Here is a 20134-nt window from a genome sequence, read left to right as displayed (position 1 = left end):
AAGTTTAGCTTTTCTGTTTCTATTCCCACTCAACCGTTGCTGGTGGCTTGCTGGTAATATCGTAGACAATACGATTAACATGATCTACTTCATTGACGATACGAACGGAGATTTTTTGCAATACTTCCCAAGGGATTTTAGCGAAATCTGCTGTCATCCCGTCGATAGAAGTAATAGCACGAATTGCAATAGTGTAGTCATAAGTTCGACCATCTCCCATGACACCTACCGAACGAACACCAGTATTCACAGTGAAGTATTGCCAAATATCACGATCGAGTCCAGCTTTCACGATTTCTTCGCGAAGAATGGCATCAGATTCACGAACAGTTGTGAGTTTTTCTTCGGTAATCTCGCCCATAATACGAATGGCAAGTCCTGGACCTGGGAATGGCTGACGCCAAACAATTTCATCTGGCATACCAAGTTCTGTACCAAGCGCACGAACTTCGTCTTTATAAAGTGTATTGAGAGGCTCAATCAGCTCAAACTGCATGTCTTCTGGCAGACCACCAACATTATGGTGAGACTTGATAGTTTGAGCAGTATCTGTACCAGATTCGATAACGTCAGTATAAAGCGTTCCTTGTGCGAGGAATTTTACATCTTTTAACTTGCTAGCTTCATCGTCAAAAACATAAACAAACTCATTACCAATGATTTTACGCTTTTGTTCTGGATCAGATACACCAGCTAATTTATCAAGGAAACGCTTGGCAGCATCTGCTTTAATAATATTAAGACCAAATTTCCCGCCAAGAGAATCCATAACTTGCTCCGCCTCTCCCTTACGGAGTAAGCCATGATCTACAAAAATACAGATAAGCTGGTCTCCAATAGCTTTTTGAAGGAGAACACCAACAACTGATGAATCGACACCACCCGATAGACCAAGAAGAACGCGTTTATCTCCAACAGTTTCTCGAATTTGCTTAATTTGCATATCAATAAAATTATCCATAGACCAGTCGCCTTTGGCTCCACAAATATCAAGAGCAAAGTTGCGAAGAATATCGTAGCCAAACTCAGAATGACGAACTTCAGGGTGGAATTGGATGCCATAGATTTTCTTGGATGTATTTTCAATAGCTGCAAATGGACAATCGGCAGAAGTTCCGGTTCGTACAAACCCTTGAGGAATTTCTGTAACAGCGTCTCCATGACTCATAAGAACTATTTGTTGTTCAGGAGTGCTTGCAAACAGTTGCGAATCCGTATGAATGAGTTCTGACTGACCGTACTCACGATTTCCAGCGTTTCCTGCGGGTACAACTTTTCCACCTAATTTGTAAGTTAAAAGCTGCATTCCATAACAAATTCCTAAAATCGGAATGCCCAATTCCAAAATTTCAGGGTCAAGATCAAATGAACCTTCTTCATAAACAGAATTTGGCCCACCAGACAGGATAATTCCGACTGGATTTATTTCACGAACTTCAGCAGCTGTAATTTTATTACTTTTTAGTTCAGAAAAAACACCAATCTCGCGTATACGGCGTGAGATGAGCTGATTATATTGACTGCCATAGTCCAATACAATGATTCTTTCAACATCGTGCAATTCAGTTGTAATTGTCATTTCTTCCCTTTCTCAAATGAAATTTCTTTGTTTATTCTAACACAAAATAGAGACTTTTTCCAATCTCATTGAGTGAGAATTGACTTTTATTTCAATTGATAATACAATAAAAAGAGGAAATCCGTCTTGAAAGAGGTTACTATGCTTCCAGCTTATATGAAAATTCACGATCAAATAAAAAAAGAAATCGACGAAGAAATTTGGAAAATCGGACAACGCTTGCCAAGTGAGCGTGATTTAGCCGAACAATTTGAGGTTAGCCGCATGACACTTCGTCAGGCCATCACTCTTTTAGTAGAAGAAGGAGTACTGGAACGTCGTATGGGAAGTGGTACATTTGTAGCTAGTACACGGGTTCAGGAAAAGATGCGTGGCACAACTAGCTTTACTGAAATTATCAAAGCCCAAGGAAAGACGCCTTCGAGTCAGCTTATTTCTTATCGTCGAACATTACCAAGTAAAGAAGAAGTCGAAAAATTAGAAATCGAAAAGACTGAAAACGTCATTCGTATGGAACGAGTACGATACGCTAATCACATTCCTGTAGTTTATGAAGTCGCTTCAATTCCGGAAAAATTTATTAAAAATTTTAACAAAGAAGAAATTACTAGGCATTTTTTCCAAACATTACAAAAACACGGCTATAAAATTGGGAAATCCCAACAAACCATTTATGCACGTCTTGCCAAAGAAAGAATTGCGCATTACCTGGAAATACCTAAAGGTCATGCGATTCTTGGTTTGACACAGATTTCTTATTTTGACAATGGAACGGCTTTTGAATATGTCAAAAGTCAATATGTCGGCGAACGATTTGAATTTTATTTAGAAAACAATTAATTTATATTACCTAATTTAAGATATGTAAACACTGTCGCTGATGTGGGAGTGTTTTTAGTTAGGTAAATCTCTTCACTAGTAGAGTTTTACTATATTTTTTGGTATAATAAATCTTATGGAAATTGAAAAAACCAATCGAATGAATGCTCTATTTGAATTTTATGCAGCACTTCTAACAGATAAACAAATGAATTATATTGAACTTTATTATGCAGATGATTATAGTCTCGCTGAGATTGCTGAAGAGTTTCAAGTTAGCCGTCAAGCTGTTTATGATAACATCAAACGGACTGAGAAGATTTTAGAAGACTATGAAATGAAACTTCACATGTATTCAGATTATATCGTTAGAAGCCAAATTTTCGATCAAATAATAGAGAAATATGCTGACGATACCTATTTACAAAAGCAAATTGCAACCTTATCTAGTATTGACAATCGAGAATAGTGAATTGTTAGTAAAAAAATACGCACAAATCAATATCATTAACTAGGAGAAATACATTTTATGGCATTTGAAAGTTTAACCGAACGTTTACAAAACGTCTTTAAAAATCTACGAAGAAAAGGAAAAATTTCAGAGAGTGATGTCCAAGAAGCGACCAAAGAAATTCGTATGGCACTCTTGGAAGCCGATGTAGCTTTACCAGTTGTCAAAGACTTTATCAAAAAAGTTCGCGAGCGCGCTGTCGGACACGAAGTTATTGATACGTTAAATCCTGCTCAACAAATTATCAAGATTGTTGACGAAGAATTGACCACTGTATTGGGTTCTGATACAGCAGAAATTATCAAATCCCCTAAAATTCCGACCATTATCATGATGGTCGGTCTCCAAGGGGCTGGTAAAACTACATTTGCAGGAAAATTAGCCAATAAACTTAAGAAAGAAGAAGCTGCTCGGCCTTTGATGATTGCTGCTGATATTTATCGTCCGGCAGCCATTGACCAGCTCAAAACTCTTGGTCAGCAAATTGATGTACCAGTATTTTCGTTAGGAACAGAAGTACCAGCAGTCGAGATTGTCCGTCAAGGTCTGGAGCAGGCCAAGGCTAATCACAATGACTATGTGCTGATTGATACAGCTGGTCGTCTGCAAATCGATGAGAAACTCATGAATGAGCTGCGTGATGTCAAAGTACTTGCTCAACCAAATGAAATTCTCTTGGTTGTCGATGCCATGATTGGGCAAGAAGCTGCCAATGTAGCTCGTGAATTTAATGCTCAGTTAGAAGTAACTGGGGTTATTCTGACTAAGATTGATGGCGATACACGTGGTGGTGCCGCTTTATCCGTCCGCCAAATTACTGGTAAACCGATTAAGTTTACTGGTACTGGGGAAAAAATTACAGACATTGAAACTTTCCACCCAGATCGAATGTCTAGTCGGATTTTAGGCATGGGAGACATGCTGACTCTGATTGAAAAAGCCTCTCAAGAATACGATGAGCAAAAATCACTTGAGATGGCTGAAAAAATGCGAGAAAATACCTTTGATTTTAATGATTTCATTGACCAACTAGATCAGGTTCAAAATATGGGTCCAATGGAGGATCTACTAAAGATGATTCCTGGTATGGCCAATAATCCTGCCATGAAGAATTTTAAGGTAGATGAAAATGAAATTGCTCGCAAACGTGCCATTGTATCATCCATGACACCAGCTGAACGAGAAAATCCCAATCTTCTCAACCCAAGTCGCCGCCGTCGGATTGCTGCAGGTTCTGGTAATAGCTTCGTCGAAGTTAATAAATTTATCAAGGACTTTAATCAGGCTAAATCTGTCATGCAGGGTGTCATGTCTGGTGATATGAATAAGATGATGAAGCAAATGGGACTAAACCCCAACAATATGCCTAAGAACATGCCTGGCGGAGGAGGAATACCAGATATGACAGCTCTAGAAGGTATGATGGGGCAAGGTGGCATGCCAGATATGTCAAGTTTAGGAGGGGCCGGCATGCCGGATATGAGCCAAATGTTTGGTGGTGGACTTAAAGGAAAAATTGGTGAATTTGCAACTAAACAAGCTATGAAACGCATGGCAAATAAAATGAAAAAAGCAAAGAAAAAGCGGAAATAATCAAATATAAAAAATAAGCCGTTCAATAAATCGCGCACCGGCTTATTTTTTATATATTAATGATTGTTTTCTATGCAATCCCCCTAATATCTTTCCGAAAAACTGTAATTTTCTTGAAAAAAATATAGAGCTATGCTATACTTCTTATAGAGAATAAAATAATGGAGATCCTTTATGAAGCGTGAACTACTTTTAGAAAGAATTGAAAAACTAAAGACTATTCTACCCTGGTATGTTTTGGAATATTATCAATCTAAATTAACTGTTCCATACAGTTTTACAACCTTATATGAATATCTTAAAGAATACAATCGTTTTTTTCAGTGGATTTTAGACTCTGGAATTGCTGATGTCTCACAAATTGCAGAAATTCCTTTATCGGTGTTGGAAAATATGACTAAAAAAGATATGGAATCATTTATCCTTTACCTACGGGAACGACCGTTGCTTAATGCTAATACCACGCAAAATGGAGTATCTCAAACAACTATTAACCGCACTCTTTCAGCTCTCTCTAGCCTTTATAAATATTTAACTGAAGAGGTGGAAAATGAGAATGGAGAGCCTTATTTTTATCGTAATGTTATGAAAAAAGTGTCCACTAAGAAAAAGAAAGAAACTTTAGCTGCACGAGCTGAAAATATTAAACAAAAGCTCTTTTTAGGCACGGAAACTGAACAATTTTTGAATTATATTGATGAAGAATATCCTAAAAGTTTATCTAACCGCGCCCTCTCCTCTTTCGACAAAAATAAAGAGCGAGATTTGGCAATTATAGCATTGCTTCTTGCATCTGGTATTCGCCTATCCGAGGCGGTCAATCTTGATTTGAAGGACCTTAACCTAAAAATGATGGTCATTGAAGTGACTCGTAAGGGCGGAAAAAGAGATTCTGTCAATGTTGCAGCTTTTGCCAAACCCTACTTGGAAGCCTATCTTGAGATTCGGGCCAAACGCTATAAAGCTGAAAAATCAGACACTGCCCTATTTTTGACAGAATATAGAGGTGTTCCTAACCGGATTGATGCTTCTAGTGTAGAAAAGATGGTTGCTAAGTATTCTGAAGATTTCAAAGTTCGAGTGACACCTCACAAACTCCGCCATACGCTGGCTACTCGACTTTATGATGCTACTAAATCTCAAGTTTTGGTCAGTCATCAGCTAGGACATGCCAGTACTCAAGTTACAGACCTCTACACCCATATTGTTAATGACGAACAAAAAAATGCATTGGATAATTTATAAAATAAAAAGTTTGCATAATTTAAGGTATGCAAACTTTTTATTTGAATTGAGCTAAATGCTGCTAGTTTGTGCCCATGCTCATAGTTTCTGGTAGGGTACTACCGCCGTCAATGACAATTTGAGATCCTGTAAGATAGGAGGATTCGTCACTACCTAAAAAGGCAAAGAGTTCCCCTACTTCTTGCGGTTTAGCTAATCTTTTCATTGGGACAGCGGCCGCAATATCTTGAATAGGAACTTCTGGATGTTCTGGGTTGGATTCCAGGGCCATTTTTTCGACCATCGGTGTCCGAGCATAGCCTAGCTGGCTGCAGTTAACTCGGATATTGCGATCGGCATATTCTACTGCCAAGGCCTTGGTTAAGCCGACCAGAGCTGCCTTGGTCATCGCATAAGCTGCTTCTCCAGCATCAGCAACCAAATCGCCTGTCACAGATGATGCGATGACGATAGCGCCTGCTCTCTGTTTCAACATGGGCTTGATGGTTGCCTGACAAGTGTTCCAAACGCCCTTGATATTGACATTAATATGTTGATCCCGTATCTGGTCTGTCATTTCTTCAAAGGGCGCCAGCTTGCAGATACCAGCATTACAGCAGGCAATATCAAGATGCCCAAAGGCTTGGATAGTCTGAGAGACAGCCGCTTCCAAATCTTCTAGACGACTGACATCACCGATATAGCTGATAATATCTATTTGGTAGCTGTCACGAAGTTCTTGAGCAGTTGCTTCTACTTGAGGGTCTCGATCGAAAAGGCAGAGCTTGGCGCCATATTTGGCATAGACTGAGGCAATGCCCTGACCCAGACCGACAGCAGCTCCAGTAATCAAAGCAACTTTTCCATCTAATTTAGCCATAGTAACCATCCTTTCTAAGACGAAGAAGTTTGACAGATTTTTGTGACATTTTATGATATATTTCTAACTTTAGTCTAGTACTTTTCTAGTTGCTTGTCAATATAATAATGAAGGAAAACCTCGCATTTGCTATGATGTTTCGTCCTCTTTATAAAAATTCTATCCAATAATTTCTGTAGGGTTCGATAATAAGGAACTTGCTCCAAAGCGGATATTCTCCAAGCGATTATTGGCTGTGGTGTATCCCAGAAGCATCTGAACATCCTGATAACCAGCTTCTTCAAACAATAGAAAAAACATCCTTAGTTAAATAAACGTAAGGATGTTTTCTCTATTGTTATAGTCTTGTGATTTAGCCGACCACTGCTTCTGTAATTTCTTCTTGGCTAATTCCAGCGAAATAGCGAGAAATATCCAGGTTTTCAAGAGCATTTAAAACATCTTCTCTTTCATATTTAACACCCTTGAGGACTTCTTCTACTGCTGCTACATCTTCGATTCCAAAGAAATCTCCGTAAATTTTGATGTTTTCGATTTTTGACTGAACAACATTGGCAAAGATTTCGACTTTACCACTAGTAAACTTGGTACCACGACGAACATTGTATGCTGGCGATTTGCCATAGTTCCAATCCCAAGTAGCAAATTTAGTTTCCTTGATATGGTTGATTTCAGCTAGTTCATCATTAGAAAAGGCATATTCTGTCATTTCTGGATGTTCTTTCTTCATATAGTCTAGCAGGAGGTCGCGAAATTGCTCGACAGTAATTTTTTCAGGCAATTCATCAACGATATTGGTTACACGAGCTCGAACAGATTTGACACCTTTGGATTCAAATTTATCTTTAGAGACTTTTAAGGCATTCGCTAAGACGGATAATTCTACGTCAAAAAGCAGGCAGCCGTGGTGCATGATTCGACCATTGATGTAGGCTTGTGCATTGCCACAGAATTTTTTCCCGTCAATTTCCAGATCGTTGCGCCCTGTAAATTCTGCTTTTACACCTAATTCTTCCAAAGTCTTGATGACTGGGATAGAGAAACTCTTAAAATCAAAGGCTTTGTTTTCAGATTCTTTGGAAATGATGGTATAGTTGAGATTGTTATAGTCATGATAAACAGCTCCACCTCCACTGATACGACGAACAACCTCAATGCCATGCTCTCGGACATAGTCACGATTGATTTCTTCAATAGTATTCTGATGACGTCCGACAATGATAGAGGGTTTATTGATCCAAAGCAAGAAAATCATATCTTCATCAAGGAGATGCTTGAAAGCATATTCCTCAAGTGCGATATTAAAAGCTGTATCATTACTGTTGTTAATAATGTATTTCATCTCAATCGTGCCTTTTATTTTTTCTTTGGAGCATGAATAGCCATGCCGAGTACGTCTGCAAATGCTTCGTACATAACTTCTGAGAATGTCGGATGACCGTGAATGGTCTTGAGCATTTCTTCCACCGTGATTTCCATTTCGATGATAGTAGAGGCTTCATTGATTAACTCGGCTGCAGCGGGACCGATGATGTGAACACCGAGAACTTCTCCGTATTTCTTATCAGCAATTACTTTGACAAATCCTTGAGCAGCATCAGATGCAATTGCTCGTCCGTTTGCTGCGAAGTTGAATTTGCCGATAGCTATATCATATTTTTCTCGAGCTTGTTCTTCTGTCAGACCGACTGCCGCAACTTCTGGCAAAGTGTAGATGGCTGCTGGAGTTAGATTTAATTTAGCAACTACGTGATTGCCTTTGAGAGCATTCTCTGCAGCTACTTCTCCCATACGAAAGGCTGCATGCGCCAACATCTTGGTACCGTTAATATCTCCAGGCGCATAAATTCCTGAAACAGAAGTTTCCATATATTCATTGACCTTGATACGACCTCGGTCTAGTTCAAAGTCAACCTCGCCAATTCCCTCCAAATCAGGCACTCGTCCGATAGAAAGCAAAGCTTTATCAGCTATGATATCTTCCTTTCCTGCAACTTTGATGCGGAGCTTGCCATTTTCTTCGACAATTTCTTCCAACTTGGTCTCTGTCAAAATGGTCATGCCCTTGCGGTCAAGAATGAGTCGAAGGTTTTTAGAGACTTCTGCATCCATAGCTGGAACAATCCGATTCATCATTTCAACAACCGTCACCTTGCTACCAAAGGTCATGAAAGCCTGTCCTAGCTCAATACCAACAACGCCACCACCGATGATTACTAAACTTTCTGGAACTTCCTTCATATCCAGAATATCATCGCTAGTCATAACAAGTGATGATTCCATGCCTGGAACGTTAATCTTGCTGACTTTTGATCCACCAGCTAAGATAATCTTCTTGGTCTCAAGAAGTTCAGCACCATTCACCAAGACATTCTTATCTTTGGTAATGGTACCAATTCCTTTGTAAACATCAACGCCGTAGCTGCGAAGCAGACCTGCAACGCCTCCGACAAGTGTATTGACAACCTTGTTTTTGGTTTCCAAAACTTTATCCATATTGACAGTAAAGTTTGGATTTTCAATGATAATACCACGGTTTGCTGCATGGGCTAGACTTTCAATAATTTCCGCATTGTGAAGATAGGTCTTAGTCGGGATACAGCCACGGTTGAGGCAGGTTCCACCTAGTTCAGATTTTTCAACAAGGGCAATCTTGCCTCCTAATTGAGCTGCTTTAATCGCTGCCACATAGCCAGCTGGTCCGCCACCAATAACCACAATATTATAAGCATCATCACTCTTATTATCATCGTTAGAAGTTGTGGTTGCAGTTGGTGTTGAACTAGCATCTGAAGCAGCCACAGTAGTCGGAATATTTTCTCCTTCTTCGCCCAGATAACCGATAACTTCCGTTACAGGAACAGTCTCACCGTCTCCTTTCAAGATAGCAATCAAGTAGCCATCTTCCTCTGCTTCTAACTCCATGCTGACTTTATCTGTCATGATTTCCAGAAGGATTTCTCCTTCTTTTACAAATTCGCCAACTTTTTTATTCCATTGAACAATCTGTCCTTCTGTCATATCAACGCCGGCTTTTGGCATAATTACTTCTAAGGCCATGTTTTTATTTTCCTCTCATTTAAACTTTCTCTTATACCAACATTGAAATTGGGTCTTCAATCAGTTCTTTTAGGTCTTTCATGAATTTAGCACCTGCCATACCGTCCACGACTCGGTGGTCAATGGTCAGTCCCAGGCTCATAATCGGCCGGATGACAATTTCTCCGTTCAGGGCAACAGGTTTCTCAATAGTGGCACTGACGCCCAAGATGGCCGAGTTAGGCTGATTGATAATCGGGCCAAAGGATTGGACACCAAACATGCCCAGATTGCTGATGGTGAAGGTAGAATTTTGCAGCTCGCTCGGTGCCAGCTTGCCATCCAGGGTCCGGCCGATGATATCCTTGAAGGCCACAACTAGCTCAGACAGACTCATCTTCTCAGCGTTGTAGACTACAGGTGTCATGAGACCATTATCCATACCGACAGCCATGGCCAGATTGACATAGTTGTGGGTGATGATGGTCTTGCCGTCCTCGGTCAGGGAGGAATTGAGATAAGGGTGCTTCATCAGGGTCTTAACCACAGCCAACGACAGCAAATCTGTGACCGTCACCTTCTTGCCGGTCGCTTCCATGATTGGATCTATAACCTTCTTGCGTAGGGCCAGCATTTCCGTCATATCCACATCATAGTTGAGGGTAAAGGTCGGCGCCGTCAGATAGGAATCCACCATCCGTTGGGCGATAACCTTGCGCATCGGTGTCATTGGAATACGCTCAATCTCACCGTAAGGCGTGATATTATCTGGTACTTCTTCAACCTTTTCAATAACAGCCGGCGACTTGATGCTGTCACTTTCGACATTTTCAGGCAGGAAGGCCAGGACATCCTTCTTCATAATCTTGCCGCGGTGCCCAGTTCCCTGAATCTCATTCCAGGCGATATTGTGCTCCTCGGCAATGCGCTTGGCCAGCGGTGAAATCCGAACCGCATGGGTATCTTGATAGGTTTCCACGTCTTCCTTGTGGACGCGACCGTTTGAGCCTGAACCGGAAACATCGTAAAGATTGATTCCCAGATCGTCTGCCAGCTTTCTAGCTGCAGGGGTCGCTCTTAATTTTTTGTCATCCATGATCTCTCTCATTCTTAAATAATTCATTGGTCGAGGCAACATTTGCCCTTATTTTTGTTTTTATTCTCAGTTATTTATACATAATTTAAATTACGTAAATGTTAATCGCTGTTTATCTACACCTTACTCTTTATGATAAGTCTTACGGATAGTGTCTTTGATGGATTCTACTGTCGGAATCATGGCATTTTCAAGATTTTGAGCATAAGGCATCGGCACGTCTTCTCCAGCACAGCGACGAATCGGTGCATCCAGATAGTCAAAGGCTTCAGACTCAGATATAATAGCCGAAATTTCTCCGATATAGCCGCTGGTCTTATGGGCATCGTTGACCAGAACGACTTTTCCTGTTTTTTTAACTGAGTTAATAATAATATCTTTATCAAGTGGTACCAAGGTACGAGGATCGACTACTTCTACTGAAATGCCTTCTTCTGTCAATTCTTCAGCTGCTTGCATAACTCTGCGGAGCATTTTTCCATAAGTCACAACTGTTACGTCCATTCCTTCTTTTTTGATGTCACCAACACCGAGAGGGATTGTATAATCAGGGTCAAGTGGAACTTCGCCTTTTTGGTTGAATTCTGATTTATACTCAAGGATAATAACAGGATTGTTGTCGCGAATTGAAGATTTCAACAATCCCTTCATATCTGCGGGAGTTCCAGGCGCTACGACTTTGAGACCGGGAATATGGGTAAACCAAGATTCTAAAGATTGCGAGTGTTGAGCAGCTGATCCGACACCATTTCCAGCTGCGCAACGAATTGTTAGCGGAACTTGTCCTTTACCACCAAACATATAACGTGTTTTAGCAGCCTGGTTGACAATCGCATCCATGGCAATGACAGAAAAGTCCATGAAAGTCATATCTACAATAGGACGAAGGCCTGTCATGGCAGCTCCTGCTGCAGCTCCTGAAATAGCTGCTTCAGAAATTGGACAATCACGTACTCGTTCTGGACTGAATTCTTCTAACATTCCGACGGATGTTCCGAAATCTCCTCCGAAAATGCCGACATCTTCTCCCATTAACAACACATTTTCATCAAGACGCATTTCCTCAGACATGGCAAGGATAATGGTGTCACGGAAAGACATTGTTTTTGTTTCCATTATTGTTCAATCTCCTCTCTTTAATCTGCATAAATATCTTCAAAAGCTGATTCAAGCGGTGGGAATGGACTTTCTTCCGCGAATTTTACAGATGCTTCTACTGCTTCTTTAACCTCTGCTTGAATAGCCTCAAACTCTTCATCGCTTGCAATCTGATTTGCGAGTAAATATTTACGAAGATTTTCGATTGGATCTTTTTTCTTCCATTCTTCTACTTCTTCACGAGTACGGTATTTACCTGGGTCAGAAGATGAATGTCCCAACCAACGATAGGTCACACTCTCGATTAAGACAGGTCCTTTACCACTGCGAACATGCTCTACAGCTTTTTGGAAACCTTCATAGACATCCAAAACATTATTGCCATCTTCGATGAACATACCTGGAACGCCATAAGCTGCGCTGCGCTCGTGAATATGCTCTATATTGGTCATTTTCTTAATATCCGCAGAAATACCATAGCCATTATTGATACAATAGAAAATCACTGGCAAATTCCAAATAGAGGCCATATTAACCGCTTCATGAAAAACACCTTCGTTCGTTGCTCCGTCACCAAAAAAGCAAACGACAATCTTTCCTGTATGATGCATTTGCTGAGTAAGGGCTGCACCGACAGCAATTCCCATGCCGCCGCCAACAATACCATTTGCTCCCAAATTTCCAGCATCCAAATCAGCAATATGCATGGAGCCACCTTTTCCTTTGCAGGTTCCGTTGTATTTGCCCATGATTTCTGCCATCATGCCATTCAGATCAATCCCTTTAGCAATGGCTTGGCCATGACCACGGTGGTTGGATGTAATCAAATCATCAGGATCGAGGGCCAACATAGCTCCGACACTCGCTGCTTCTTCTCCGACTGAAAAGTGAGTCATGCCTGGAACTTTCCCCTTTTTTACGAGCTGAGCAATTTTTAAGTCCATCCGACGAATTTCTTCCATCTTCCGAAACATCTCTAACAAGAGATTTTTATCTAACATTGCCATATTTTTTACCTTTCTAAACTTGGTTTCTACAATCACATTCTAACCAATCCTAAAAAAACTGTCAAAATTTATGCTTGCAGAATTTCACAAAGAAAAATCAGCTAACCTTGCTGGCAAGCTGATTTGAATTGACAAAATAAAAATTTCACAAATAGATTTTTCTACTTTTTCCCAAAATCCTCTATCATTTGATCGATTTCCAAACGACTTGGTGTTGTCAAAATATAATGAACATCTCCTTGTAAATCTGCAAATGCCTTTGGCATGATTTTGACTGCTTTTAATTTATCGCCGTACTTTGCACGCAATTCTTCTTCTGAATACACATAATTTGAGGTTGAACGGCGTGAAGTAACCAAGCCATATTGTGCTTCGACTTGAGGTTGTGGGAAAGGTTCGCCATTCACAATATCTGCATATCCACGATAAAGATCAATGGAGTGAGCAAAGTTATACAAATCAATCGTAAAAGCACCTGCTGGACGATTATTGTATTCTATGGCGATATAATCATCTCCGTCACGGAAAAATTCAATATGGAAGAAACGTTCTTTCATGCCAAACGCTTTAATGATAACTTCCCCATATTGACGTAATTTTGAATCCATATCTTTTATAATATAATATGAGTTTTCATAATGATTCAAAACTAAATCTAAAGGGGTATAAGCATAATCAAAAGTTGTTGAAAACACAATATTTCCCTTTGAATCTAGTAGCCCGTCAAATGTACAAATTTGTCCAGAATCAACAAATTTTTCAAAGAAATAAACGGTTTGCTTATCCCATTCTTGCTTAAACTGTTCAACATCTTCACTGCTTTCAAGTTTATAAGTTCCCGCTGCGCCAACTCCATTATCTGGTTTCGCAATCAATGGAAGACCAATTTTACTTACCGCCATGTCAACTGCCTGCAAGGTTTTTACAATTTGACCAGGAACGACAGGAACTCCGGCCTTTTTAAAAAGTTTCTTCATTTCAGATTTGAATTTTGTCTTTTTCAAGTCTTTTGGTTTTGGTCCTACAACATTGAACTGTTCACGCAATTTTGCATCTTGATCTAACCAATATTCATTGTGTGACTCAATGCGGTCAATTGGTCCGTGCTTGTAAAAAAGGAAGGCTACAGCACGTTTCACTTCATCAAGATTTTCTAAATTTTCCACACGAAAATATTCTGTTAAAGCATTTTTCAACGGTTGATCTAGTTGATCATAAGGTTCCTGCCCGATGCCCAAAACAGTAATTCCTTTATTTGCAAGTTCAACAGTAAATTGTTGAAAATTTTGCGGATAATAAGGTGAAATAACGATATAGTTCATAATAGTGTTTCCTTTCTAATCATAGGTTTAATTGATTGAGAAAATAAGGCATTTGCTTGCGCCACCAAATCCAGTCATGCGAAACATCATATCCCCATTCAGCAAACCATGCCGGAATGTTCTTATGTTCAAAGGCTTCTTTTAAGGTGTAGAAAGAAGGTAGTCCGTCCTGTTCCCATGCACCAAGTCCTGTACAGACAATAATATCAGCATTGCGACAGCGATCAATAAACCAGCCATCATTTTGATTCCAAATATAATCTGCCGGTGAATTTTGATAAATTATTTCATCCTCTAAACAATCACCAACAAAATAGCGCGCATCATAAACTCCGCTCAGTGCAATGACTTTATTGAAGACATCGGGGTGCTGGAGAAAGAAATTAACAGCGTGATAGGCTCCCATAGAACAACCTGTCGTCATCATTGGATCAAACCAACCTGTTTTATGCTTGATAAAAGGAATGGCTTCCTCAATGACATAGCGCTCATAGGCTCGGTGCATTTCTGCTCGGTCGTGAGGAGATTTCCAATCAGCCAGCCAGCTTTCACTATCTACACTACTCAAAGTGAAAAATTGGATTTTTCCTGTTTCGATAAACCATGAACAAGCCTCAATCATACCAAAATCTGCATATTCATTATGACTGCCTCCCGATGAAGCAAAAACGATTACAGGCATTCCAGCGTGTCCATAGCGATTCACATACATTTCACGGCTTAAATTACCGCTCCAATGACTTAAAAATTCAACATGCATATAAATTCTCTTCTCATATTCTTAATTGATTTATTTACCATTTTTCACTAAAGAAGCGAAGGCAATCAGGTAAATGCTCAGCCCAAGCCATTTCATTGTGTTCTGCACCGGCTTGGATATAAAACAATAGATTTTCCAAATCTAAACCACCTGCAATTAACTGACGAAAGTAGGTTAATGACGAATCAATATAAGCTTGCTTGATATTGCCAGCCATCAAGGTTTTATCTGTATCATCTGCTTCTTCTGTTCCAACATAAATATAAATATGCTGATCTGCTAATAAGTTATGACGTTCTATATAACGATTGAATGCTTCTTGGTGCAGCCAGTTCGCAGATGAGAAAACACCCAAGCAACCGATTTGCTCTTGGTATTCAATTCCCATAAACTGCGTAATATTTCCACCCAAAGAAGAACCAACCATGCCCGTGTGTGCTCGGTCTGACTTGGTACGGTAATGCTCGTCAACAAAGGGTTTGACAACTTCCATGACAAACTCAGCATACTCTGTTCCTTTGCCTCCAAATTCTATACCTGGAATAGTTGACTCTTGGTATTTCCAAGCAGAATACTCATTCATTCGATTAAAACCGTCGTTGTCAATAGCTACCACAATCATTTTTTCAATGTCCGGATTTCGCTTAATTGTTGGAATAATCTTCCAAGAATGACCGCTAAAAGACTCCTTACTATAAAGGACATTTTGACCGTCATGAAAATAAACTACAGGATAAGATTTCTTAGTATTTTGCTCATAATTTCTAGGAAGGAGCACCCGAACACGACGCTTTTGTTTAGTATAAGGCACTTCTAATTCATGTGTTCTAACTTCAAGGTAAAAATAGGAATGGTTCATTATCAGAAAACTTTCTATTTTCAAAATTTTTATCTATTATATCATAAAAATATGCAAAAAAGTTAGGAATTCCTAACTTTTTTAATACTTCTACAACTTATCGTCATTATTTCCATTTTTTCAGAAAGAAAATTAGAGATTTTGATAGCTTTCGATAGCTTGTAGAGCTCGTTTTGCTATTTTTTCATAGCGTTCTTTCTTGTCTCGAATTCGAGGACCGTCCAATTCTTTGATAATTCCAAAGTTGACATTCATCGGCTGGAAATGTTTGCTGTCAGCGTGCGTGATATAATGAGGTAAGCTTCCAATAGCAGTTGTTTCTGGAAAGATCACAGCTTCTGCTCTATTGAAAAGACGAACTGCATTGATACTAGCTACGAGTCCAGATGCAGCGGATTCCACATATCCCTCTACACCAGTCATCTGACCCGCAAAGAAGATATTCTGTTGTTTTTTAGACTGAAAAGTTTGAGTCAGAAGATTCGGTGAATCCATGTAAGAATTACGGTGCATCACGCCATAGCGAACAAACTCTGCATTTTCCAAACCTGGAATCATCCGAAAAACGCGCTTCTGTTCGCCCCATTTAAGATGTGTCTGAAATCCAACGATATTATAAAGACTCCCAGCTGCATTGTCTTGACGAAGCTGCACGACTGCGTATGGCGTCTTAAATTCGCCATCACGAGGACCTTGATAGTCATCTGGGTATTCCAAGCCGACCGGTTTCATAGGACCGTAGAGCATGGTTTTTATCCCTCTCTTAGCCATCACCTCAATCGGCATGCAGCCTTCAAAATATTTTTCTTTTTCAAAAGCATTGAGAGGCGCTTCCTCAGCATTGACTAAAGCATCGTGAAAAGCTATAAATTCGCTTTTAGTCATGGGAGCATTTAGATAAGCAGCTTCTCCCTTGTCATAGCGAGACTTGAGATAAACTTTTTCCATATCAATCGTATTGACATCTACAATCGGTGCTGCCGCATCATAAAAGTAAAATCCAGTTCCACCATTTAGCGCATGGATTTTTTTAGCAAGCGCATCACTTGTCAAAGGACCTGTCGCAATAACAGTAATCGTATCGCCAGGGATTTCTGTTATTTCCTCACGAATAACCTCAATGAAAGGATGATTATTTAGCTCATCGGTGACTGATTTTGAAAAGCTCTCTCTATCAACCGCTAACGCTCCTCCGGCCGGTACACGCGTAGCTTCTGCTGCTCGCATAATGATTGAATCCAAACGGCGCATTTCTTCTTTTAGCAGACCAACTGCGTTTGTCAGTGAATCTCCCCGTAGAGAATTAGAACAGACTAGTTCTGCAAAATCACTAGTCTTATGCTGAGGAGTGGATTTCATTCCGCGCATTTCGTACAGTTTAACAGGAATACCGCGTTTAGCAATCTGATAAGCTGCTTCGCTGCCAGCCAGACCAGCTCCTATGACATTGATGTAAGATTGAGACATACAACGAATACCTATTTGGGAGGGTTACTCCCACAAATCTTTCTAATTATTCTTTATCATTATAACAAAAAAAGCCTCTACTGACGAGTGAGACTTTCTAGGACGCAAATACACTAACTTATTAGTATCCATCCTCAAACATTGGTGTAAAGAATATAATGATTGGTCATGTATCTACTTCTTTAACATTTTTTCCAGATAAGCAATTTTAACAAAATCCTTATCATTATTTTGGTCATTTCGATAGGAATCTTGCGAAGACGCTGTGTAAATCTTAAGATATTGTTCAGCATCAGGAAGAAAATAAATTACCCCTGCTGTTTCATGTTTTACCAATTCATCTAAAGGAATCCCAGCAAAGTTTTCTAAAGTATTCATGCTACCAAACTCAACCGATAGATTTCCTTTTTGAAATTCGTGCTCGTGCAAATCTACTAATTGGTAGCCAAGCCGGTTCATAATCGTTTCAATCTTTTTAAAATCATAAATTCGTACCTCATCAGGTGCGTCCCATCCCCTAGGATCTCCTGGAACATGGATATCAATATCTCGTGCTTGCCAGTCTTGACCAGTTACCTGTTCAAGACCTAGTGAGCCCATAAGAAAAGGAATAATTCCGATTTTATTTAATTCCTCGGAAATTTTTAAAAACTCATGAAACTTCTCTTTCATATAATCTCCTTTTGTGGATGCAAAAATTATTTGCATAAGTTAAATTATGTAAAACATTGAATTATTTTACTTTTTCTTCTTCGTAATCCCCGTTGCTGCAGACAACTTGTTTGCCACCACCGCGAACTTTCTTTTCTACAAGATACTGACCGCATTTCGGACAAGAGCGACCAACCGGTTTATCCCAAGAGGTGAAGTCACAATCTGGATAGCGATTGCAACCATAAAAAAGCCGATTGCGCTTGGTTTTGCGCTCAATGATTTGTCCTTGATGACATTTAGGACACTCTACGCCTATTTCTTTGACAATTGCTTGGGTGTGACGACAATCGGGGAAGTTGCTACAAGCATAGAATTTACCATAACGTCCTAACTTGATAACCATAGGACTTCCACAAACTTCACAATCAAAACCAGCCGGTTCGTCTTTAATTTGAATTTTCTCCATTTCAGTTTCTGCTTTAGAAACTTCTTTTTCAAATGGTTTATAAAATTCGTCAATGACCTTTTTCCACTGCTCTTTTCCGACTTCTACATCATCCAATTTGGCTTCCATATCAGCGGTAAACTTCACATTGACAATATCTGGGAAGAATTCAACAATCAATGAATTCACAATTTCTCCCAATTCGGTTGGTTCAAAGCGTTTGGAAACTAATTTTACATAGTAGCGTTTTTGAATAGTTTCAATCGTTGGTGCATAAGTTGATGGACGCCCAACGCCATTCTCCTCCAAGGTCTTAATTAAAGTTGCTTCTGAATAACGTGCTGGTGGTTGAGTAAAATGCTGCTCAGGATTGGTGTTGATACGCTTAACCAAATCACCTTTTTTCATGTCTGGCAGCATTTTGTTTTTATCAGAGTCGTTATAAATAGCTAGATAACCATCAAATTTAACCTGACTACCGTTTGCAGTAAATTGAACACCATTTTGCTCTAACTTCACACTCATCGTGTCAAATACCGCAGCAGTCATTTGACTCGCCACGAAACGATTCCAAATCAACGTATACAATTTCAATTGATCTTTATCTAGATATTTTGCGATATTGTCAGGTGTATTAAATACACTTGACGGACGAATCGCTTCATGAGCATCTTGTGCGCCAGAAGTATTTCGGACTCTACTGCCATGTTTAGAATATTTTTCGCCAAAACGATCTGTAATGAAAGTTGCAGCTTCGTTTTGAGCTACTGGGCTAATACGAGTAGAATCTGTACGCATATAGGTAATCAAACCTTGCACACCAGAACCGATATTGATTCCTTCGTAGAGTTGTTGAGCGACCATCATAGTTTTGCGAGTTCGGAAATTGATTTTATTAGCAGCGTCTTGCTGCATAGATGATGTAGTATAAGGTAACGGAGCATGACGCTTGCGTTCCTTTTTCTCAACACTTTCCACGGTAAATTCATCATTCTTGATTTGAGAAAGAACATTTTTGACATCATCGTTGATAGCAAGTTTCATTTTCTTGCCATTTATACCATAAAAGCTTGCTTGAAATTGCCGAGCACCTTTCTTGAACGTTCCATCAATCGTCCAATATTCTTCTGGCTTAAAAGCATTAATTTCGTTTTCACGATCAATGATGAGCTTCAAAGCAACAGATTGCACGCGTCCAGCAGATAATCCCTTTTTGACCTTTTTCCAGAGAATTGGAGAGATAGAATACCCCACAATACGGTCAAGTACACGACGAGCTTGTTGAGCATCTACCAAATCCATATCAATTTGACGTGGTTCTTTAAAAGCATTTTTAACTGCATCTTTCGTAATTTCGTTGAAAACAACGCGATTTTTATCATGTTCATCCAGATTTAGAATATGAGCCAAATGCCAAGAAATAGCTTCTCCTTCTCGATCTGGGTCGCTCGCAAGATAGACTTGTTTAGCCTTTTTAGCTTCTTTTTTCAAATCATTGATAAGAGGACCCTTTCCACGAATATTGATATATTCTGGCTCATAATTATTTTCAAAATCAACGGACATCGTAGATTTTTTTAAATCTCGAATATGACCTACGCTGGCTAAAACCTTGTAGTTCCGTCCTAAATATTTTTCAATTGTTTTTGCCTTAGCTGGCGACTCTACAATCACCAGATTTTTTTTAGCTGTTATTTTTTTCTTCGTTTTTGTTGCCAATCTAAACACCTTCTAAAAGTAATAAACCTCATAGAGTTTAAACTATTTTTTTCAAGATGTCA

At 39.5% G+C, this 20134-nt stretch carries 17 protein-coding genes; 4 read left to right on the top strand and 13 right to left on the bottom strand.

Annotation, left to right across the window (positions count from 1 at the left end; translation table 11 throughout):
* Window positions 1-19: 19 nt before the first annotated feature.
* Window positions 20-1579 carry a glutamine-hydrolyzing GMP synthase gene (guaA, locus tag HMPREF1514_RS02545; protein ID WP_037597023.1) on the bottom strand — a complete coding sequence of 520 codons (1560 nt, stop codon included), beginning with the start codon at window positions 1577-1579 and terminating at the stop codon, window positions 20-22.
* A gap of 141 nt (window positions 1580-1720) precedes the next feature.
* Between guaA and HMPREF1514_RS02540 the strand changes: the two genes are divergently transcribed.
* The 4 genes from HMPREF1514_RS02540 to xerS all read left to right on the top strand — a co-directional run bounded on the left by HMPREF1514_RS02540 (window position 1721) and on the right by xerS (window position 5747).
* Window positions 1721-2419: a GntR family transcriptional regulator gene (locus HMPREF1514_RS02540; RefSeq protein ID WP_006269535.1), complete on the top strand. Its 699-nt coding sequence runs from the start codon at window positions 1721-1723 to the stop codon at window positions 2417-2419.
* A gap of 115 nt (window positions 2420-2534) precedes the next feature.
* Window positions 2535-2867, top strand: a complete 333-nt coding sequence (locus HMPREF1514_RS02535) for a putative DNA-binding protein (protein WP_003069097.1) — start codon at window positions 2535-2537, stop codon at window positions 2865-2867.
* Window positions 2868-2927: 60 nt separating this feature from the next.
* On the top strand, window positions 2928-4502 hold the full coding sequence (gene ffh, locus HMPREF1514_RS02530) for a signal recognition particle protein (RefSeq protein ID WP_037597022.1): 1575 nt from the start codon (window positions 2928-2930) through the stop codon (window positions 4500-4502).
* Window positions 4503-4676: 174 nt separating this feature from the next.
* Complete coding sequence (gene xerS / locus HMPREF1514_RS02525) at window positions 4677-5747, top strand: tyrosine recombinase XerS (protein WP_003069090.1); 1071 nt, start codon at window positions 4677-4679, stop codon at window positions 5745-5747.
* 61 nt (window positions 5748-5808) lie between these two features.
* On the opposite strand, the gene ucpA is transcribed toward xerS, so the two are convergent.
* From ucpA to topA, 12 genes are all read right to left on the bottom strand, one after another.
* Window positions 5809-6606: an SDR family oxidoreductase UcpA gene (gene ucpA, locus HMPREF1514_RS02520; protein WP_003069088.1), complete on the bottom strand. Its 798-nt coding sequence runs from the start codon at window positions 6604-6606 to the stop codon at window positions 5809-5811.
* A gap of 352 nt (window positions 6607-6958) precedes the next feature.
* Complete coding sequence (locus HMPREF1514_RS02515; protein WP_006269515.1) at window positions 6959-7948, bottom strand: lipoate--protein ligase; 990 nt, start codon at window positions 7946-7948, stop codon at window positions 6959-6961.
* A gap of 14 nt (window positions 7949-7962) precedes the next feature.
* The gene (gene lpdA, locus HMPREF1514_RS02510; RefSeq protein ID WP_037597021.1) at window positions 7963-9666 is read right to left on the bottom strand and encodes a dihydrolipoyl dehydrogenase; all 1704 of its coding nucleotides are present in this window, start codon (window positions 9664-9666) and stop codon (window positions 7963-7965) included.
* A 31-nt stretch (window positions 9667-9697) separates the two neighbouring features.
* Window positions 9698-10741 (bottom strand): dihydrolipoamide acetyltransferase, encoded by a 1044-nt coding sequence (locus HMPREF1514_RS02505; protein ID WP_037597020.1) that lies wholly within the window; start codon window positions 10739-10741, stop codon window positions 9698-9700.
* 123 nt (window positions 10742-10864) lie between these two features.
* Complete coding sequence (locus tag HMPREF1514_RS02500; RefSeq protein ID WP_037597019.1) at window positions 10865-11857, bottom strand: alpha-ketoacid dehydrogenase subunit beta; 993 nt, start codon at window positions 11855-11857, stop codon at window positions 10865-10867.
* A gap of 20 nt (window positions 11858-11877) precedes the next feature.
* Window positions 11878-12846, bottom strand: coding sequence for a thiamine pyrophosphate-dependent dehydrogenase E1 component subunit alpha (locus HMPREF1514_RS02495; RefSeq protein ID WP_037597017.1), 969 nt, complete (start codon window positions 12844-12846; stop codon window positions 11878-11880).
* Between the two features lie 161 nt (window positions 12847-13007).
* On the bottom strand, window positions 13008-14168 hold the full coding sequence (locus HMPREF1514_RS02490) for an ATP-grasp domain-containing protein (protein ID WP_037597016.1): 1161 nt from the start codon (window positions 14166-14168) through the stop codon (window positions 13008-13010).
* A gap of 19 nt (window positions 14169-14187) precedes the next feature.
* The gene (locus tag HMPREF1514_RS02485) at window positions 14188-14928 is read right to left on the bottom strand and encodes an esterase family protein (RefSeq protein WP_037597014.1); all 741 of its coding nucleotides are present in this window, start codon (window positions 14926-14928) and stop codon (window positions 14188-14190) included.
* A gap of 34 nt (window positions 14929-14962) precedes the next feature.
* Window positions 14963-15787: an alpha/beta hydrolase gene (locus tag HMPREF1514_RS02480; RefSeq protein WP_006269503.1), complete on the bottom strand. Its 825-nt coding sequence runs from the start codon at window positions 15785-15787 to the stop codon at window positions 14963-14965.
* Between the two features lie 132 nt (window positions 15788-15919).
* Window positions 15920-17254, bottom strand: coding sequence for a methylenetetrahydrofolate--tRNA-(uracil(54)-C(5))-methyltransferase (FADH(2)-oxidizing) TrmFO (gene trmFO / locus HMPREF1514_RS02475; RefSeq protein WP_037597013.1), 1335 nt, complete (start codon window positions 17252-17254; stop codon window positions 15920-15922).
* A gap of 174 nt (window positions 17255-17428) precedes the next feature.
* Complete coding sequence (locus HMPREF1514_RS02470; RefSeq protein ID WP_037597011.1) at window positions 17429-17926, bottom strand: phosphoribosylanthranilate isomerase; 498 nt, start codon at window positions 17924-17926, stop codon at window positions 17429-17431.
* A 61-nt stretch (window positions 17927-17987) separates the two neighbouring features.
* Complete coding sequence (gene topA / locus HMPREF1514_RS02465) at window positions 17988-20081, bottom strand: type I DNA topoisomerase (protein ID WP_156921860.1); 2094 nt, start codon at window positions 20079-20081, stop codon at window positions 17988-17990.
* Window positions 20082-20134: the final 53 nt, after the last annotated feature.

Source organism: Streptococcus sp. AS20 (assembly GCF_000524255.1).
GTDB classification, from domain to species: domain Bacteria; phylum Bacillota; class Bacilli; order Lactobacillales; family Streptococcaceae; genus Streptococcus; species Streptococcus constellatus.
This window is presented reverse-complemented; position numbering and strand designations above follow the sequence as displayed.

What these genes read in the sequence shown, in the direction of transcription:
- HMPREF1514_RS02490 (WP_037597016.1), bottom strand. Translation starts at nt 14,168, where the DNA reads ATGAACTATATCGTTATTTCACCTTATTATCCGCAAAATTTTCAACAA.
- HMPREF1514_RS02495 (WP_037597017.1), bottom strand. Translation starts at nt 12,846, where the DNA reads ATGGCAATGTTAGATAAAAATCTCTTGTTAGAGATGTTTCGGAAGATG.
- HMPREF1514_RS02500 (WP_037597019.1), bottom strand. Translation starts at nt 11,857, where the DNA reads ATGGAAACAAAAACAATGTCTTTCCGTGACACCATTATCCTTGCCATG.
- lpdA (WP_037597021.1), bottom strand. Translation starts at nt 9,666, where the DNA reads ATGGCCTTAGAAGTAATTATGCCAAAAGCCGGCGTTGATATGACAGAA.
- xerS (WP_003069090.1), top strand. Translation starts at nt 4,677, where the DNA reads ATGAAGCGTGAACTACTTTTAGAAAGAATTGAAAAACTAAAGACTATT.
- ffh (WP_037597022.1), top strand. Translation starts at nt 2,928, where the DNA reads ATGGCATTTGAAAGTTTAACCGAACGTTTACAAAACGTCTTTAAAAAT.
- HMPREF1514_RS02485 (WP_037597014.1), bottom strand. Translation starts at nt 14,928, where the DNA reads ATGCATGTTGAATTTTTAAGTCATTGGAGCGGTAATTTAAGCCGTGAA.
- HMPREF1514_RS02540 (WP_006269535.1), top strand. Translation starts at nt 1,721, where the DNA reads ATGCTTCCAGCTTATATGAAAATTCACGATCAAATAAAAAAAGAAATC.
- HMPREF1514_RS02515 (WP_006269515.1), bottom strand. Translation starts at nt 7,948, where the DNA reads ATGAAATACATTATTAACAACAGTAATGATACAGCTTTTAATATCGCA.
- ucpA (WP_003069088.1), bottom strand. Translation starts at nt 6,606, where the DNA reads ATGGCTAAATTAGATGGAAAAGTTGCTTTGATTACTGGAGCTGCTGTC.
- HMPREF1514_RS02535 (WP_003069097.1), top strand. Translation starts at nt 2,535, where the DNA reads ATGGAAATTGAAAAAACCAATCGAATGAATGCTCTATTTGAATTTTAT.
- HMPREF1514_RS02480 (WP_006269503.1), bottom strand. Translation starts at nt 15,787, where the DNA reads ATGAACCATTCCTATTTTTACCTTGAAGTTAGAACACATGAATTAGAA.
- guaA (WP_037597023.1), bottom strand. Translation starts at nt 1,579, where the DNA reads ATGACAATTACAACTGAATTGCACGATGTTGAAAGAATCATTGTATTG.
- trmFO (WP_037597013.1), bottom strand. Translation starts at nt 17,254, where the DNA reads ATGTCTCAATCTTACATCAATGTCATAGGAGCTGGTCTGGCTGGCAGC.
- HMPREF1514_RS02505 (WP_037597020.1), bottom strand. Translation starts at nt 10,741, where the DNA reads ATGGATGACAAAAAATTAAGAGCGACCCCTGCAGCTAGAAAGCTGGCA.
- HMPREF1514_RS02470 (WP_037597011.1), bottom strand. Translation starts at nt 17,926, where the DNA reads ATGAAAGAGAAGTTTCATGAGTTTTTAAAAATTTCCGAGGAATTAAAT.